We start from the raw sequence: 15,380 nt of genomic DNA, 5'->3' as shown, positions 1-15,380 counted from the left end.
GGCGGCCCGGTCTACCAGGATGTACACGCCGCCCTCCCCACCTGGAGACCTCCTGTGACCACCCCCGAACACCCCGGCCGCACGCTGTTCCTGAACATTCCGGTGGCGGACCTCGAGCGCAGCAAGGCGTTCTTCGCCCGGCTCGGGTTCAGCTTCGACCCGAACTTCAGCGACGACACCGCCAGCCGCATGCTGATCGGCGAGCAGGCCAGCGTCATGCTGCTGAGTCACGAGAAGTTCGCCCAGTTCTCCCAGCTGCCGATGGGCGACGCCCGCACGCACGCGCTGGCGCTCTACTGCTTCAGCGTGTCGTCCCGCGAGGAGGTCAACACGGTCGCCGATGCCGCGCTGGCCGCGGGGGCGGTCGAGGCGGACGGCCTGGAAGACTACGGTTTCATGTGCTCGCGCAGCTTCTTCGACCTCGACGGCCACGGCTGGCAGGTCATGTGGATGGACCCGGTGGCGGCCCAGAAGGGCCCCGAGGAATACGCCGCCTCGACGTCGGCCTGATCTGCGGAGCTGCTGTCCGGGCCGGGCGGGAAGCCCAGTAGATTGACCGGATGAGCAGCACGGAACGCGAGATCCTCACCTGGGACCTGTTCGGCGAGGCGAGCCGGGAGCTTGCCCGGGACATCGCCGGGAGCGGGTTCCGGCCCGACATGGTGATCGCCGTGGCCCGGGGCGGGCTGCTGCCGGCCGGGGCGATCTCGTACGCCCTGGGTGTGAAGGCCGCGGGCACCCTCAACGTCGAGTTCTACAGCGACATCGAGGAGACCCTGCCCGATCCGGTGGTGCTGGAGCCGCTGCTCGACACCGACGCCATCGTGGGCAAGAACCTGCTGGTGGTAGACGATGTGGCGGACTCCGGCCGCACGCTCGACCTGGTGCTGGAGCTGTTGCGGCGCCATCAGCCCGCACAGGTGCGCTCGGCCGTGCTCTACACCAAGCCCCGCACGATCGTTCAGCCCGACTTCTCCTGGCGCGAGACCGACCGGTGGATCAACTTCCCCTGGTCGAGCAAGCCGCCCGTGGTGTCCGGGGCGACGTCCGGTGACGGCGAGACGGCTCCGGCCGTCCCCTGAAGGGGTGGCCCGGGTCGGATCTTCGGTGGAGTGTCCACCGTGTCGCGAGAGACGGTGCGTGATCCTCTGATCTCATAGGGCCATGGCGCAGAGATGGGCACAAGACACGACCGCCCGGGCCCTCAGGCCCGTGCTCACGGTGCTCGACCGGCGGATCGAGCGCCTGGCCCGCAGACGGGCCCGGCAGGTTCTCAGCGAGAGCACCGAGGTCCTCGATCTGCGCACCGAGATGCTGCAGCTCCGCACCGAACTGGAGAAGATGCGCGCCCAGGTGCGCATCCCCGGTTACGCGGTCGACCTGCTGCTCGGGTCGCAGGGCCGCCGCAGCACACGGCTCATCAGTGAGGAACGTCTGCGGCAGCTGGCCTCGCAGATCGCCGAGGCGACGAACGCCCCCGACGCCTACGGGCGCGTGGTGCAGGCCTACCGCACACTCTTCGAACTGGAGCTGCGGGGCGTGGGACGTCTCGCCGGTGGAGCGCCCAACATCCTCGGCAAGCTCGCCACGACACCGCTGCTGAACCCGCCGAACGGCGAGATCCTGGAGATCGGGACGCTTTTCGGTTTGTTTTCGGGTGGAATGGCCCGGCAGATCAGCCGCATCGGCCTGAGCTACCAGCTCACCATCATCGACCCGCTCGCCGACGTGCAGCTCCAGGTCACGGAGCTGAAGGCCGACACCTCCGGCTCCCCGGTCACCGAGACCGTGGTGCGCGAGAACCTGTCCCTGGCCGGCGTCGACAGCAAGCGGGTGCGGCTGGTGAAGGGCTTCTCCGAAGACCCGAAGATCCAGGCCAAGGTCAGCGACCGTCAGTACGGCGTCATCGTCATCGACGGTGATCACTCGGCCGAGGGCGTCGCCAACGACCTGCGTTTCGCCGAGAAGATCGTGGCACCGGGCGGAATCGTGGTGCTCGACGACTTCGGTGACAAGAACTGGCCGGGCGTCGAGGAGGCCACCCGGGCCCACCTGGCCGGTGGCACCCGGTTCGAGGTCGCCGGGGTCGTGGCCACCAGTGCCTTCCTGCGGGCCGCTCCGGTGGCCACGAAAGACACGACGAAAGGCAAGAAGCCCGAATCGATCACGATCCCGGAAGCCCGCACGGCCGACCTCACCGAGCTGGAACGCCAGAACCAGCACCGATGACCACCGCATGGAGGACGCGGGTGAGCCCCCGCGTCCTCAATGCAGTTGGGCGGTCACAATCTCCTCGTCACACCCGGCCGCCTTCGCGGCCACCGAACCGTCGGGGGCCCAGGCGCCGGAGCCACCCGCGGAGCGTTCACCCAGCTGGTGACCGCCCAGGTTGGCCATGATCGTCCACAATCCGTGATCGACCGCGGCGGAGACCATGCGCCCGCTGATCTTGCTCTCCTCGCCCGCCGTGAACAGCGCCGAGGCGGCGTACACCTGGGCGCCCGCCGCGCGGGCGGCCCGGGCGTGCTCGGGAAAGGCGGTGTCGTAACAGATCGCGAGCCCGACGTTCCAGCCGTCGACCGACACGACCGTAGGGCCCTCACCCGGCTCGACCAGGTCTGACTCCGCTCCGTGCAGATATGTTTTCGGGGCCACCACGTCGGGCGCCGCGTCGTTCAGCACCAGCGACGCGATGTGGCGGCGGGACCCGGAGCGCAGCAGCGCACCGACCACCACGGTCGATCCCGCCGCGGCCCGCCGGACCCCGGCCAGCCGGTCGTCGCCGGGCGCGAACCACATCCGGGGGTCGTCGCCCAGGGCCAGGTCGTAGCCGGTCAGGGACAGCTCCGGGAACACGATCAGCCGCGCCCCGGCCGCCACCGCCTGCTCCACGATGCTCTCGGTGCGGCGCAGGTTCGCCTCGACATCACCGTTCACCGGCACGGACTGCACCGTGGCCACCCTCAGCACCGTGGCCACCCCCAGCGGGCCGCTCATCGGCGCCAGAAGTCGAACTGGTCGCGACCGGGCCGGAAACCGGCGGCCTCGACCACGTCCACCGCGAGCTCGAACTGAGCCCCGACCCGGTACGGCACGTGGGCGTCACTGCCGAACGACACGGCCTCACCGCCCTCCTCGTACCACCAGCGCATCAGCTCGACCGACCAGAGCGGGCTGCGGGTGTTGATCTCCAGGGCCCGGCCACTGGTGGCGAGCGCCCGGAACACCGTGCGGTACTCCTCCTCGAAGAGCGCCTCGTCGTACGGCCGGGCACCGGTGGGCCAGTAGCGGCGCGGGAAGTCGCAATGCGCCAGCACCTGGAACACGTCGGAGCCCTTGATCAGGTCGAGCAGGCCCTCGAAGTAGCGGCGCATCGCATCCTCGGGAGCGACCCCGAGGGCGAAGACCCGCTCGGGGGAGAGGATGCGGCCCTCGTGCACGACCGAGTGCAGGGAGCCGAGCACCCGCTCGAACGCGCCCGAGCCCAGCACCTGAGCCACGCTGCCGGCGAAGAGGTGCGGCTCGCCGGTCTCGATGCCGGTGAGGATGCGCAACTGCGGGAACTTGTCGCGGCACCGGGCGATCGAGGCCTGGTAGGCCTCGATGTCCAGCGGCTGGACCCGCTCGCGGTGCGCGATCGAGACGTGCCCGGACCCGCTGACGGTACTGACGGGGGGCAGGTCGTCGTGACCCCACGCGGTGAAGTCGACGTGCTCGGTGAACGCGATGGCGGGCAGGCCGAGCTCGACGGCCCGGGCACACGCCAGTTCCATCGAGCCGTTGCTGCGGGTGTCCCAGCTGAACTGGGAGTGCACATGATTGTCGGGGGGAAGCATCGCCACGATTGTCTCATCGCTCTTCCATGACATGAGCTTGACCGTCCCTTCCCGGTGGCTTGAACTCCCGGCCCCTAGATTCGCCCTCCCTGATGGTGCGGTCCTGTACGAGAGTGAGAACGACCTTGCCCAGCATCAACCTCCGGTCCGGGCGGGTCCGCGTGGCGCTCGCCGCTGCGCTCGGCGCCCTGGTCGTCGTGCCGGTGGCGGTGAACTCGCTCTCCCCGGCGGGCGCCTCGACCCCGCTCTCGGCCGCGGGCCTGAAGATCACCGTGTCCGGTCCGGCCACCGTGATCGCCACGCAGGCGTACAAGATCACGGTCAGCGGGGACGACCGGGTGTGTGGCGTGATGGAGGGCACCACCAACCAGATCGACAGGACGAAGCCCTACCGCCTGACGTTCTCGCCGAAGAACCTCTCCGCGGGCCCGCACAAGCTCTCGATCGCCGCGATCGGCTGCTCCGACACCAACAGTTTCCCGGTCTACGGCAGCGCCACCAAGACCGTGACGGTGCCGGTGCACGTCGAGAGCTACAGCCGCTGGATCGCCCCGGCCTCGTCCACCGCCGCGGACCGCAAGCTGGCCCTGAAGGTCTCCACCGCCCAGGCCGGTGTCACCGTGAAGCTGATGCGGGGGTCGAAGACCGTCAGGTCGCTGGGAAGCCGGTCGACGAAGGCCGCGACCTACCGCTGGAAGCCGGCCGGTGTGGCCCAGGGCGACTACACGCTCGCGGTCACCTCGGGCGGCAGCACGGTGAAGATGCGTACGACCATCACGAACGGCTGGGCGCCGATGCAGGCGCCGTTCCCGCGCTGCAAAACCCTGACCTGGCGCTACGACGCGAGCGGGGAACCGGCCCGCGCCGCCGGCATCGAGAAGGACCTGCGCGGTGCCTTCACCCGGGTGTCGAAGGTCACCGGCCTGACGTTCAAGCAGGTCAGGACCGGCGGCACGATCACGGTCGACTGGGGCGGGGCCGCCCGCTTCCCCGACGGCGGCAACGACGCGGCCGGTGTGGGCGGCTCCACGGTGAGCGGGGGCCGGGCCGTCTCCGGCGGCCTGACCCTGAACACGGCCTCCACCTGGGTGGGTGCGGCGGGCTTCGGGCACGACGCGAACGCCTTCCCGGCCCGGGGCGGGCTGATCCTGCACGAGCTCGGGCACGTGCTCGGCCTGGGGCACGTGACCAGCAAGAAGGCGCTGATGTACCCGGTGTCCAGCAATGGTTCCCCGTCCACGCTGACGGCGTACGAGCGGGCCGGGCTGAAGGCGCTCTACCCGGCCTGCTGATTTGCGGGCCGGGCGCAGAATGACGGGGTGGACGACACCCTCCTGAGCCCCGCCTTCGAGTCCCTCGTCGATCTGGTCTCCGACGGTGGGGCGGTGGTGCTGAGCGGTGCGGGGATCTCCACCGACTCGGGTATCCCGGATTACCGGGGCCCGTCGGGGGCCCTGCGCCGCCACACCCCGATGACCTACCAGACCTTCATGAAGGACGCGTCGGCCCGCCATCGGTACTGGGCGCGCAGCTACCTGGGGTGGCGGCAGATGAAGCGGGCCCGGCCCAACGCCGCGCACCGGGCGGTGGCCGGGCTCCAGGCCCAGGGACTGCTCGAGGGCGTCATCACCCAGAACGTCGACGGTCTGCACCAGGCCGCCGGCGCGACCGGGGTGATCGAGCTGCACGGCGGCCTCGACCGGGCGCTGTGCCTGAACTGCGGGGAGGCCGTGTCCCGGGCCGACCTCGACGTGACGCTGCGGGCGGCCAACCCGGACTTCACCGCGCACGCCGAGGCGGTGAACCCGGACGGCGACGTGGACCTTCCGGAGGAGGCCCTGGACGGGTTCGTCATGGTCGCCTGCGAGCACTGCGGGGAGGGGCCGCTGAAGCCCGACGTGGTGTTCTTCGGCGAGACCGTGCCGCGCCCCCGGGTCGAGGCCTGCTTCGGCATGGTCGACCGGGCGGGCTCGTTACTCATTCTCGGATCATCACTCAAAGTGATGTCGGGGTTCAGGTTCGTGCTGCACGCGCGCAAGCTGGGTATCCCGGTGGCGATCGTCAACCAGGGGGAAACCCGGGGCGATACGCACTGCGACATTCGTATTGATGCCCCTTTGGGTGTTCTGGTCCCCTCCCTGGAGCGCGCGATGGCAGCAAAGTCCGTGATCAACTAGCCCGATCGGTCACTTCGCGTTCGGCCGAGCGGGTAGGTTGACCTCCGCCGACCGGTTGACGGTCGGTGCACAACCTCACGATTCGTAGTCGCTGATCGACGGTCTCGCAGTCACTGAAAGCCTTCCGTCGCCGCCGCTGAAGAGAGCGAGAGACGCAGTTGCCGAGCACCGTCCCTGATGCCCGACGTTCACGCCTAGTCACCAGGAGCCTCCGGCTCCTGAGTATCGGTGGCCTGCTGGTTCTCCCGGTCGCGGCCGGTTCGATCGCGCCCGCCGGAGCCAGTGAGCAGCAGGCGGCCCCGGCCGTGGCCCGTGACCCTGATGCGATCGGCCGGATCACGCCCGGCGGTGTGTTCCAGCCGGCCTCGGGTCCGGGGGCAGCGGACCACCCGGACTATCAGGCGGCCGCGGCGAAGGTTCGCATCAGCGGCCCGGCGACGATGACGAAGAGCGCCACCTACCAGGTCAAGGTGACGGGCTCGGCGAAGGTCTGCGGCATCATCGAGCAGTCCGTGCCGCGGCAGGACATGAAGAAGCCGTACACGATCCCGGTCACGCTGAAAGATCTGAAGGCCGGCCAGACCCGGGTGAAGGTCTACGCCGTCGGCTGCTCCACGACCAACAGCTATCCGGTCTACGGCATCGGTTACAAGACGATCAGCCAGCCGGTGCACGTGAACAAGGTGACCCGCTGGATCGCCCCGACCTCGGAGAAGAAGGCCGACCGCACGCTCAGCGTCTCGGTCACCGCAGCGAAGGCCGGCATCAGCGCGCGGGTGCTGAAGGGTTCCCGGCCGGTCAAGACCCTGCCCACGAAGAAGTCGAAGAAGGCCACCTTCACCTGGGCGCCGGCTCGGGCCACGCCGGGCAGCTACACCGTCGCGGTGAAGGCCGGCGGCACGACCGTGAAGCTGGCCACCGGCGTCACCGACGGCTGGGCGCCGATGAACTGGCCGTTCGCCCGCTGCAAGACGCTGACCTGGACCTACAACGCCACGAACGAGCCGGCCCGGGCGAAGAACATGGTCGTGGACATCAAGGAGGGCTTCCGGCAGATCACCGCGGCCACGGGCATCCAGTTCAAGCGGGTCTCCCAAGGCGGCACGATCGGCCTGACCTGGGCGGGCAAGAAGCACTTCCCGGACGGTGAGACCGACGCCGACGGCCTGGGCGGCTCCACCGGCAACGGCACCGTCGCCACCAAGGGCTCCGTGTGGTTCAACACCGCCTCGCGCTGGGTGGGCGACCCGGGCTACGGTCGCTACGACGGCGTGCCCGGCCGCGGCGCCCTGATCGTGCACGAGGTCACGCACTCGCTGGGTCTGGGCCACGTCACCGACCAGGCCGCCCTGATGTACCCGATCGCGGGCGTCGGGTCGCCGACCACGCTGACCCGGTACGAGATCGCGGGCCTCAACACGCTGTACAACGCGAAGTCCTGCTGATCAGAGGGCCTTTGACCGAAGGATTTCAGGGCGTGTCGCCGGGGCGTAAACCGCCCCGGGACATGCCCTATCTTTAGGTTCCGTGTCCAAGGTATTGACAGCTCTCCCCGTCGGTGACCGAGTCGGAATCGCCTTCTCCGGTGGTCTCGACACCTCCGTCGCCGTCGCGTGGATGCGCCATCACGGCGCCGTCCCCTGTGCCTACAGCGCCGATCTCGGTCAGTACGACGAGGACGACATGGCCTCGCTGCCCGGTCGCGCCAAGCAGTACGGCGCGGAGATCGGCCGTCTGGTCGACTGCCGCGAGGCGCTCGTCGAGGCCGGTCTGGTCGCCCTGATGTGCGGAGCGTTCCACATCCGCTCCGGCGGTAAGGCCTACTTCAACACCACGCCGCTGGGCCGTGTCGTCACCGGCACGCTGCTCGTGCAGGCCATGCAGGAGGACGGCGTCTCGATCTGGGGCGACGGTTCCACCTACAAGGGCAACGACATCGAGCGCTTCTACCGGTACGGCCTGCTGGCCAACCCGGCGCTGCGGATCTACAAGCCGTGGCTCGACGCCGACTTCGTCAACGAGCTCGGCGGTCGCGCCGAGATGTCGCAGTGGCTCACCGAGCACGACCTGCCCTACCGCGCCAGCAAGGAGAAGGCGTACTCCACCGACGCCAACATCTGGGGAGCCACGCACGAGGCCAAGACCCTCGAGCACCTCGACGAGTCGCTCGAGATCGTCGAGCCGATCATGGGCGTCAAGCACTGGGACCCCTCGGTCGTCATCGAGACCGAGGACATCACCGTCCAGTTCGAGAACGGCCGCCCGGTCGCGATCAACGGTGAGAAGTTCAGCTCCCAGGTCGATCTGGTGATGAAGGCCAACGAGATCGGCGGTCGTCACGGTCTGGGCATGTCCGACCAGATCGAGAACCGGATCATCGAGGCCAAGAGCCGCGGCATCTACGAGGCGCCCGGCATGGCGCTGCTGTTCATCACCTACGAACGGCTCGTCAACGCCATCCACAACGAGGACACGGTCGACTCGTACCACACGATGGGCCGTCGCCTCGGCCGTCTGCTGTACGAAGGCCGCTGGCTCGACCCGCAGTCGCTGATGCTCCAGAGCAGCCTCACCCAGTGGGTCGCCCGCGCCGTCACCGGTGAGGTCACCGTGCGCCTGCGTCGCGGCGACGACTGGACCATCGTCAACACGGCCGGCCCGAACCTGAGCTATCACCCCGACCGGCTCTCGATGGAGCGCACCGAAGACGCCGCCTTCGGCCCGGTCGACCGGATCGGCCAGCTGACGATGCGCAACCTCGACATCGCCGACTCCCGCCAGAAGCTCGAGCTCTTCGCCGGTCTCGGCCAGCTCGAGGGCCAGGCCACCATCGTCGGTGAGCTGGAGCCCGGCGGCGCCGAGCGGATCAGCCGCAACCGCGACGCGGACGCCGACGTGGTGCTGCTCGACCAGGCGGCGATGGAAGCCGGAAACGACTAATTTTCAACGATCTTCGGATACCGCGCGGCGGTGGGCCCTGGACGGGCCCACCGCCGCGCGGTTTTGTGGGGCGTGGAACCTCGGTGGGGTCTCGTTCCGTCGTTGGGGTATGAGCACACGAGGACTCGTATGAGGGACGAAGCGTTTCTGGACTTCGCCCGCCGGAACCGGGCGGACCTGCTGCGCACGGCGGTGCTGCTGACCGCCGGGGACCGGCACCTGGCCGAAGACCTGACGCAGACCACCATGACCGCGCTGTACGTGAAGTGGCCGGTGTACCAGCAGGCCCGTAACCCGGCTGCCTACGTGCACCGGTGCCTGGTGAACGCGCTGATCGACGAGAAGCGCCGGCCCTGGCGACGCGAGCGCACCACCGACGTCATCCCCGAGGAGCTGTCGGGGAGCGAGGTGATGTCGTTCGACGACGCATCGGCCGACGCCCGGACCGAGGCGCTGTACGCCGCGCTGCGGGAGCTGCCCCGCCGGACACGAGCCGTGCTGGTACTGAGGTACTTCCACGATCTGAGCGTGGAGGACACCGCCGAGGCGCTGGACTGCGCCCAGGGCACCGTCAAGAGCCAGGCCGCCCGCGGGCTGGAGAAGCTCCGCCGGCGGATGTCCGCCCACCTCACCCCCACCGACCCGAAGGGAGCCCTCCGTGGCTGATCTGCGCAACATCATGTACGAGGCGGTCAGCGACATCACGGACCCCGAGGAGTCCGTCGTCCGCACCGATCTGGCCCTCGGCCGTCAAGCCCTGGCCCGGCAGCACACCCGCAGGTTCGGCCGTCGGGTTCTGATCCCCGTCGGTCTCGCGGCCGCGGCGGCCGGCGTCGTCGCCGTCTCGGTGCTCGGCGGTCCTGGTGGCGGCTCCGGTGACGCAACCTCGGGCATCTCCCTGATCGCCTACACCGGTGAACAGCCCGCCGGCTTCACGGTCGACGAGGTGCCGGACGGCTGGGAGATCCAGGAGGTGAACGAGGTCTACATCCTGGTCGCCCCGGTGGGCGCGGCCAATCAGGACATCCAGGAGACCGAGGGCAAGGTCGAGATCCACGTGGCCGACCGGAACGAACTGGCGGTCGACCGGGCCGAGAAGCACGCGCTGAAGGTCGATGACGTCACCGCGACCCGCTTCACGTTCCCCGACCCCGACCTGGTCGTCAACACCACCGACACGCCGAAGGTGGGCCCGGCCTCCACCCCTGGCCTCCTCCTGCCCACGGGTAAGGACACGCTGCTCTTCCAGTTCCCGACCGTTCAGGGCTGGGACGACGCGACCATCGCGACGTTCGCCGCCGGGGTGCACCTGACGGATGCCGGGAGAAGGAGCGCCCGCTAGAGGGTTTCACGCCTCCGGTCTCGTATCGATGGGGGACGCGCGGGGGCACCGGGCCCACGCGCGTCCCCTTCGGCGGTTCGGGCTTGCGCTCGACGGCGGTCAGGGTTCATGATTCTCCCGTGATCCTTCCTCTCGTGATTGCCGAGATTTCCCCCGCTCGATGAGCAACCCGGACGCGGCTGGTTCCGCGATCCTCGACCCGATCTGGGCCACGGCCCATCTCGAAGCCCGCCGGACCGGCGTGCCTTCCACCATGGTGGATGCTGCTACCGGACATCGGCTCGCCGGTGACTGGCGCCGTGCTTGCGAGGCGGCTGCTGTAGACGTGCGGCTGGACCTGACGGATGTCCGGGAACGGCACGGTCCCGACGTTTGCCGTCAGATTCTCGCTGATCTGCGATGTTTCGCGCCCGACCTGTTGCGGTGGCATCTGCCGCGCAGTCTTCCGGGTGGCGGACCGCAGAAGAACCTGGTGCTGACCCTGGCCGAATATCCCGGCGCCGCAGCGCTGGTCGTGCGGACGCCGGCCGTGCACTGGGCGGCGGGGGAGCGGCTGGTGCTCGAACTGGCGGAGCCCTCGCCGGCGGGCCGACGCGCTGACCGGTGGCGCATCGTCCATCATCGATATTTGTGGGATGCCGACCGGTCGGGTGAATATGCTGCGATTGCAGTAGGTCCCGACGCGGTGGTCCAGGCTCAGGATGCGGGCGACTTCGCCGCGGCCTGGTGGCTGGCCGGTATCGACCTGCATCCGGGCGAGGGATCGCGGATGATGCGTCATCTGCGGGTGAATCTTCCACCGCTGCTGGACCTTCGGGAGACGGTGGCCCTACGGCCGGGTGGTGGGCTGGCCATCGTTCTGCAGCCACGCCGAAAAGGACCGTACGCCTCGGGAGTCGACGCGTACGTCACGTCGGCGATGGCGGCGGCCCGGTTGCCGGTCCTGCCTTGTCCGGCCTGGTGCCGGCCACTCGACCACGATCTGATCCGGCTCGGCCTGGCCTCGCCCATGCAGCTCCATCCACTGGTGCGTCAGGCCTTTCGTGGTGATCCGGTCGCGGCGGCGGATTCCGTGCAGATCGGCTGCCGGGGTCGTGCCCATCGGGTGCGCCGCGAGAACGGCCGGTGGACGGCCCTGGACCACGACGATCGTCAGGACGAGGCCGAGCGGTTCCTGATCGGTCTGGGGGCCGAGGCCGTCGGATGCCATCAGGTCATCGCCGAACTCGAGCACGCCCAGGTCGCCGAGAAGGAACGCTTCGCCATCGTTCCCCGCTACCGAGCGGCGCTCGACGGGGTCATGACCTGGCCGGAGCCCGACGGCGTGTCCTTCGAGGGGCCCGGCACCTTCCGGGCCGCCCTTTCCGGGCAGGAGATCAATTCCTGGTTGATGCGCCGCAGCCGCCGTAACACCAAGCCCCTGAAGGGGCGCTCCCTTCCGCAACGCCGGAAAGGAGCGCCTCTCAAACCCTCATACCAAGGATGGTGATGCAGATGAAGACTGCCGACACGTTGATCCGCCTCACCCGGGAAGCCTCCAGCGAACCCGGAACCGATCCCTACCTCAGTGCCATGTCTCTGGCCGTTCAGGCCGATCTGCCCGTACTGCTCTGGGGCGCACCGGGAATCGGTTAGACCGCGACCCTGGAACGTCTGGCCGACGACCTCGGTCTGCCGCTGGAGACCGTCGTCGCGAGCGTCCACGACCCCACGGACTTCAACGGTCTGCCCGTGCCCGGGGCGGACCCCGCCCGCGACGGTGTGCCGATGGCGCCGCCGGACTGGGCCGTGCGTCTGCACCGGAACCCGGCCGGGGGCCTGCTCTTCCTCGACGAGCTGTCCTCGGCCACCCCGGCCGTGCAGGCGGCCTTGCTGAGAGTCGTGCTGGAACGGAAGGTGGGCAGCCTCGCTCTTCCCCGCGAGGTCCGTGTCGTCGCCGCCGCGAACCCGCCCGAGTGCGCGGCCAACGGCTGGTCGCTGACTCCGCCGCTGGCCAACCGTTTCGTGCACCTGCCCTGGCGTCACGACCCGGCCGTGGTGGTCCGGGGGCTCGGGGGCTGCTGGCCGCACGTCAGCCCGCCGCAGCTGGATCCCGACCGGCTGGAGGCGTCCGTGGCCAGGGCCCGGGCGGCCGTGACCGGATTCCTCACCGTGCGCCCCGACTACACCCATCGCCTGCCGAAGGACGACGTCGGCCGGGGTGGCGCCTGGCCCTCACCACGGACCTGGGAGATGGCCCTGAGGCTGCTGGCTTTCGGGTATGCGAGCGGGGCTGACCGGGAGACGATCTCGGTGGCGCTGCGGGGCACGGTGGGTGACGGCGCTGCTCTGGAGCTGCTGGCCCACCTGGATCGGCAAGACCTTCCTGACCCGGAAGACGTTCTTCTGCTGCCGTATTCGTTCGAGGTACCGGAGCGTGGCGACCGGGTGCAGGCCGTTCTGCAGTCGGTGGTGGACGCTGTGTCGCGGCGCAGCAGCCAGGAACGGTGGACCGCGGCCTGGCGGGTGCTGGACCGGGTGGCGCAGGTGCGTTCGCTCGACCTGGTGGCCGCCAGCGCGTTGCAGCTCTCCGCCATGCGGGCCCCGAACTGGCCCGCCCCGGTGGATCTGACCACGATGCGGGGTCTGGCGGATCTGCCCGGTCTGGTGAAGCTGTCGCGGTCGCTGGCCGAGGCGGGTGCCTCCTGATGGACCATCAGAAACTTCTGGCGGGAAGACTCCTGGCCGCCCAGGCCCATCCGTATCTGGCCGGTGCCCTCTTCGCCCTGACCATCGTCCCTGATCGTCGGCTCTTCACCATGGCGGTGGACCGCTACTGGCGCTGCTACGTCTCGCCCTCGTTCGTGGAGGCCTGCGACGTGGGCGAACTCGCCGGGGCCTGGATCCACGAGGTGGGTCATCTGCTGCGCGAGCACCATGCCCGGGGAGACGACCTGTGGGAACGTTCGCGGGCGGGGCACGGCTCGTGCGATCCCTCTGTGGCCTACGCCAGGAGCCTGGCGGGAGGATCGTGGCTCGATGCGGACCAACCCGGCCGGGAACGCCTGCGGATGAACATCGCGATGGACTGCGAGATCAACGACGACGAGCAGAAGACGCCGGGTCCCGGCGGAATCCGGCTACCGGCGGGCAGTCTCGTTCCCATACAGTTCGGGTTGCCGGAGGGCCGCCCGTTCGAGTCCTATCTGCGCGAGCTGCCTGCCACCGTGGTGAACGGCTACCTGGCCTGGCTCGACTGCGGTTCCGGGGCGCACGGAGGGGACGCGCCCTGGGACCTCGGTCCGGACGACGGTCATCCGCTCGGTGCGGCCGAGGCCGAGGTGATCCGGATCCGCACGGCCGAGCAGATCAAGCGCGGCCGGGGCCGTACCCCCGGTCGCTGGAGCCGGTGGGCGGACGAGGTCGGCCGGCCGAAGCAGGACTGGCACCGGATCCTCGGGGCGGCGGTGCGGGCGAGACTGGGTAGTGGGGGCGGATCGGGTGACCACACCTTCAACCGGCCCGGGCGCCGGTCGGCGGCCCTGGGTGGGCGGGTCGTGCTGCCCGCCCTGACCCGGCCCGCCCCGGAGGTGGCCGTGGTCATCGACACCTCCGGCTCGGTCAGCGACGACGAGCTCGGCTGCGCCCTGGCTGAGACCGCCGGCATCATCAGTGCGGCCGGTGGGCGCCGGGTCACCGTCTACAGCTGCGACTCCGCCGTGCAGACGGCGCAGCAGGTGGCCTCGGCCCGGCAGATCACCCTGGCCGGGGGCGGCGGCACCGACCTGCGCCAGGGCATCCGCCGGGCCCTGGCGTCCCGCCCCGTCCCCGACGTCATGGTGATCCTCACCGACGGGCACACCGGCTGGCCGGAGAGCGCACCGCAGGTGCCGGTCGTCATCGGGGTGTTCGGGCCGGAACCGGAGCTGGACGACGACGGCGAGTGGCATCCGAAAAGGCCACCGGCGTGGGCCCGGACGATCCGGATCGGTTGAGGTCTCAGCCGATCCGCCGGGAGATCTCCGGAACCACGGTGTCGAGCAGCCAGTTCGCCGAGAGCACGCTGGGGCGGTCGAGGGCCGGCCAGTACGGGAGTTCGGGATCGGCGGGGAGGACCAGGGAACGGCCGTCGCGGGTGGCGGGAAGGGCGGCGAAGCGTTTGCTCCCCGTGACCGCCCCGACGCCGCTCCTGGTCACCGTTCCGTCGCCGTTCCGGGGGACCGCCTCGGGACTGTCGGAGTAGGTCGCGTCGACGACGACGAGGTCGGCGTCCAGAGCCGTGAAGTTCTTCGGTGTCAGGCGCACGTCCGAGACATCTTCCAGCTTGGTCTTGTTCGCCTCACCGGCCAGCGCCGGGTTCACCCGGAACCCCAGATCGATGAAGAACTGCATCCGTTCGACGGTGGAGACGTAGGCGAACCAGCTGGTCTCGATCTTCTGGGCGAGGGAGATCGTCCGTCCGTCGAACTCGGGATGCTCCCGGGCCACCGAGACCGTTCTGGTCTTCAGGTCGTCCAGCAGTTCCTGACCCTGCCGGGGAACCCCCATCGCCCGGGCAACCAGCATGGTCTGTTCTTCCAGGTCGGGGGAGCCGAACTCTCCCAGTCCTTTCGGCGCGCCGATCACCGGAGCGATCTTCGCCAGGCTCTTGTAGCGCTCGGGGTCGCGGTCGAGGTCCGTGTCGATGATGAGGTCAGGGTTCAGCTGGGCGACCAGCCGGCTCTCGTCGTCGTCCGCGTTCATCTGCTGGCTCGGAATGAGTTGCGGGGTGGAGTCCAGGTGCTCGTTCATCCAGGGCCCGCTGCCCCGGTTGCCGAACTGTGGCCAGCCCTTCATCGCGACCGGGGTGGTCCCCAGCGCCAGGAGGGCGTCCGCGTCGCCGTAGCCCAGCGCCACCACCCGCTCGGGCTGTTTCCTGATCGTGATGTCGCCGTAGAAGGTCTCGACCGTGGCCGGGAACCGCGCTGCGGGAGCCACCGTCACCGCCGCCGGCCCGGCGTGCCCGTTCACCGGCTTCGCATCAGACGTGCAGGCGGTGAGCGTCCCGACCAGGGCACCCACGGCGACCAAGGCCAGGGCGCGATATGGGCGATTCATGCATGGAAG

At 69.6% G+C, this 15,380-nt stretch carries 14 protein-coding genes and 1 pseudogene; 12 read left to right on the top strand and 3 right to left on the bottom strand.

Annotated features, from left to right (window positions below; translation table 11 throughout):
- Nucleotides 1-54: 54 nt before the first annotated feature.
- The 3 genes from LR393_RS06400 to LR393_RS06390 all read left to right on the top strand — a co-directional run bounded on the left by LR393_RS06400 (nucleotide 55) and on the right by LR393_RS06390 (nucleotide 2,229).
- Complete coding sequence (locus LR393_RS06400) at nucleotides 55-510, top strand: VOC family protein (RefSeq protein ID WP_231482257.1); 456 nt, start codon at nucleotides 55-57, stop codon at nucleotides 508-510.
- A gap of 50 nt (nucleotides 511-560) precedes the next feature.
- On the top strand, nucleotides 561-1,082 hold the full coding sequence (locus LR393_RS06395) for a phosphoribosyltransferase (RefSeq protein WP_231482256.1): 522 nt from the start codon (nucleotides 561-563) through the stop codon (nucleotides 1,080-1,082).
- A gap of 82 nt (nucleotides 1,083-1,164) precedes the next feature.
- Nucleotides 1,165-2,229 carry a class I SAM-dependent methyltransferase gene (locus LR393_RS06390; RefSeq protein WP_231482255.1) on the top strand — a complete coding sequence of 355 codons (1,065 nt, stop codon included), beginning with the start codon at nucleotides 1,165-1,167 and terminating at the stop codon, nucleotides 2,227-2,229.
- Nucleotides 2,230-2,265: 36 nt separating this feature from the next.
- Here LR393_RS06390 and LR393_RS06385 read toward each other — a convergent pair whose 3' ends face one another.
- Together LR393_RS06385 and LR393_RS06380 are read right to left on the bottom strand one after the other, a co-directional pair.
- The gene (locus LR393_RS06385) at nucleotides 2,266-2,997 is read right to left on the bottom strand and encodes a carbon-nitrogen hydrolase family protein (RefSeq protein WP_231482254.1); all 732 of its coding nucleotides are present in this window, start codon (nucleotides 2,995-2,997) and stop codon (nucleotides 2,266-2,268) included.
- Nucleotides 2,994-3,836, bottom strand: a complete 843-nt coding sequence (locus LR393_RS06380; RefSeq protein ID WP_231482309.1) for a PHP domain-containing protein — start codon at nucleotides 3,834-3,836, stop codon at nucleotides 2,994-2,996. Before LR393_RS06380 ends, LR393_RS06385 begins: the two co-directional genes overlap by 4 nt.
- Before the next feature lie 113 nt (nucleotides 3,837-3,949).
- Between LR393_RS06380 and LR393_RS36240 the strand changes: the two genes are divergently transcribed.
- From LR393_RS36240 to LR393_RS06330, 9 genes and pseudogenes are all read left to right on the top strand, one after another.
- Entirely contained in the window at nucleotides 3,950-5,128 is a 1,179-nt protein-coding gene (locus tag LR393_RS36240; protein WP_231482253.1) for a matrixin family metalloprotease, read from the top strand.
- A 27-nt stretch (nucleotides 5,129-5,155) separates the two neighbouring features.
- Nucleotides 5,156-6,013 carry an NAD-dependent protein deacetylase gene (locus tag LR393_RS06370; protein WP_231482252.1) on the top strand — a complete coding sequence of 286 codons (858 nt, stop codon included), beginning with the start codon at nucleotides 5,156-5,158 and terminating at the stop codon, nucleotides 6,011-6,013.
- Between the two features lie 158 nt (nucleotides 6,014-6,171).
- Entirely contained in the window at nucleotides 6,172-7,458 is a 1,287-nt protein-coding gene (locus LR393_RS06365) for a matrixin family metalloprotease (RefSeq protein WP_231482251.1), read from the top strand.
- Between the two features lie 82 nt (nucleotides 7,459-7,540).
- A complete protein-coding gene (gene argG, locus LR393_RS06360) occupies nucleotides 7,541-8,953 on the top strand; it encodes an argininosuccinate synthase (RefSeq protein ID WP_231482250.1) in 1,413 nt (470 codons plus the stop codon).
- Nucleotides 8,954-9,082: 129 nt separating this feature from the next.
- The gene (locus LR393_RS06355; protein WP_231482249.1) at nucleotides 9,083-9,619 is read left to right on the top strand and encodes an RNA polymerase sigma factor; all 537 of its coding nucleotides are present in this window, start codon (nucleotides 9,083-9,085) and stop codon (nucleotides 9,617-9,619) included.
- Complete coding sequence (locus LR393_RS06350; protein WP_231482248.1) at nucleotides 9,612-10,295, top strand: hypothetical protein; 684 nt, start codon at nucleotides 9,612-9,614, stop codon at nucleotides 10,293-10,295. The genes LR393_RS06355 and LR393_RS06350 overlap by 8 nt, the downstream gene beginning before the upstream one ends.
- Before the next feature lie 160 nt (nucleotides 10,296-10,455).
- Complete coding sequence (locus LR393_RS06345; RefSeq protein ID WP_231482247.1) at nucleotides 10,456-11,784, top strand: hypothetical protein; 1,329 nt, start codon at nucleotides 10,456-10,458, stop codon at nucleotides 11,782-11,784.
- Nucleotides 11,778-12,983: pseudogene (locus LR393_RS06335) on the top strand (AAA family ATPase). Before LR393_RS06345 ends, LR393_RS06335 begins: the two are co-directional and overlap by 7 nt.
- Complete coding sequence (locus LR393_RS06330; protein WP_231482244.1) at nucleotides 12,983-14,269, top strand: vWA domain-containing protein; 1,287 nt, start codon at nucleotides 12,983-12,985, stop codon at nucleotides 14,267-14,269. The pseudogene LR393_RS06335 and the gene LR393_RS06330 overlap by 1 nt, the downstream one beginning before the upstream one ends.
- 4 nt (nucleotides 14,270-14,273) lie before the next feature.
- On the opposite strand, the gene LR393_RS06325 is transcribed toward LR393_RS06330, so the two are convergent.
- Nucleotides 14,274-15,371: an ABC transporter substrate-binding protein gene (locus LR393_RS06325; RefSeq protein ID WP_231482243.1), complete on the bottom strand. Its 1,098-nt coding sequence runs from the start codon at nucleotides 15,369-15,371 to the stop codon at nucleotides 14,274-14,276.
- Nucleotides 15,372-15,380 lie beyond the last annotated feature (9 nt).

This window comes from Kineosporia mesophila, from assembly GCF_021129235.1.
Lineage (GTDB): Bacteria > Actinomycetota > Actinomycetes > Actinomycetales > Kineosporiaceae > Kineosporia > Kineosporia mesophila.
Note: the sequence above shows the minus strand (reverse complement) of the source record. Positions and strands in the feature narration are given on the sequence as shown.

Bases quoted from the DNA above. Each gene is read 5' to 3' on its own strand.
- LR393_RS06395 (WP_231482256.1), top strand. From the start codon at position 561: ATGAGCAGCACGGAACGCGAGATCCTCACCTGGGACCTGTTCGGCGAG.
- LR393_RS06390 (WP_231482255.1), top strand. From the start codon at position 1,165: ATGGCGCAGAGATGGGCACAAGACACGACCGCCCGGGCCCTCAGGCCC.
- LR393_RS06385 (WP_231482254.1), bottom strand. From the start codon at position 2,997: ATGAGCGGCCCGCTGGGGGTGGCCACGGTGCTGAGGGTGGCCACGGTG.
- LR393_RS06380 (WP_231482309.1), bottom strand. From the start codon at position 3,836: ATGCTTCCCCCCGACAATCATGTGCACTCCCAGTTCAGCTGGGACACC.
- LR393_RS06355 (WP_231482249.1), top strand. From the start codon at position 9,083: ATGAGGGACGAAGCGTTTCTGGACTTCGCCCGCCGGAACCGGGCGGAC.
- LR393_RS06345 (WP_231482247.1), top strand. From the start codon at position 10,456: ATGAGCAACCCGGACGCGGCTGGTTCCGCGATCCTCGACCCGATCTGG.
- LR393_RS06330 (WP_231482244.1), top strand. From the start codon at position 12,983: ATGGACCATCAGAAACTTCTGGCGGGAAGACTCCTGGCCGCCCAGGCC.
- LR393_RS06325 (WP_231482243.1), bottom strand. From the start codon at position 15,371: ATGAATCGCCCATATCGCGCCCTGGCCTTGGTCGCCGTGGGTGCCCTG.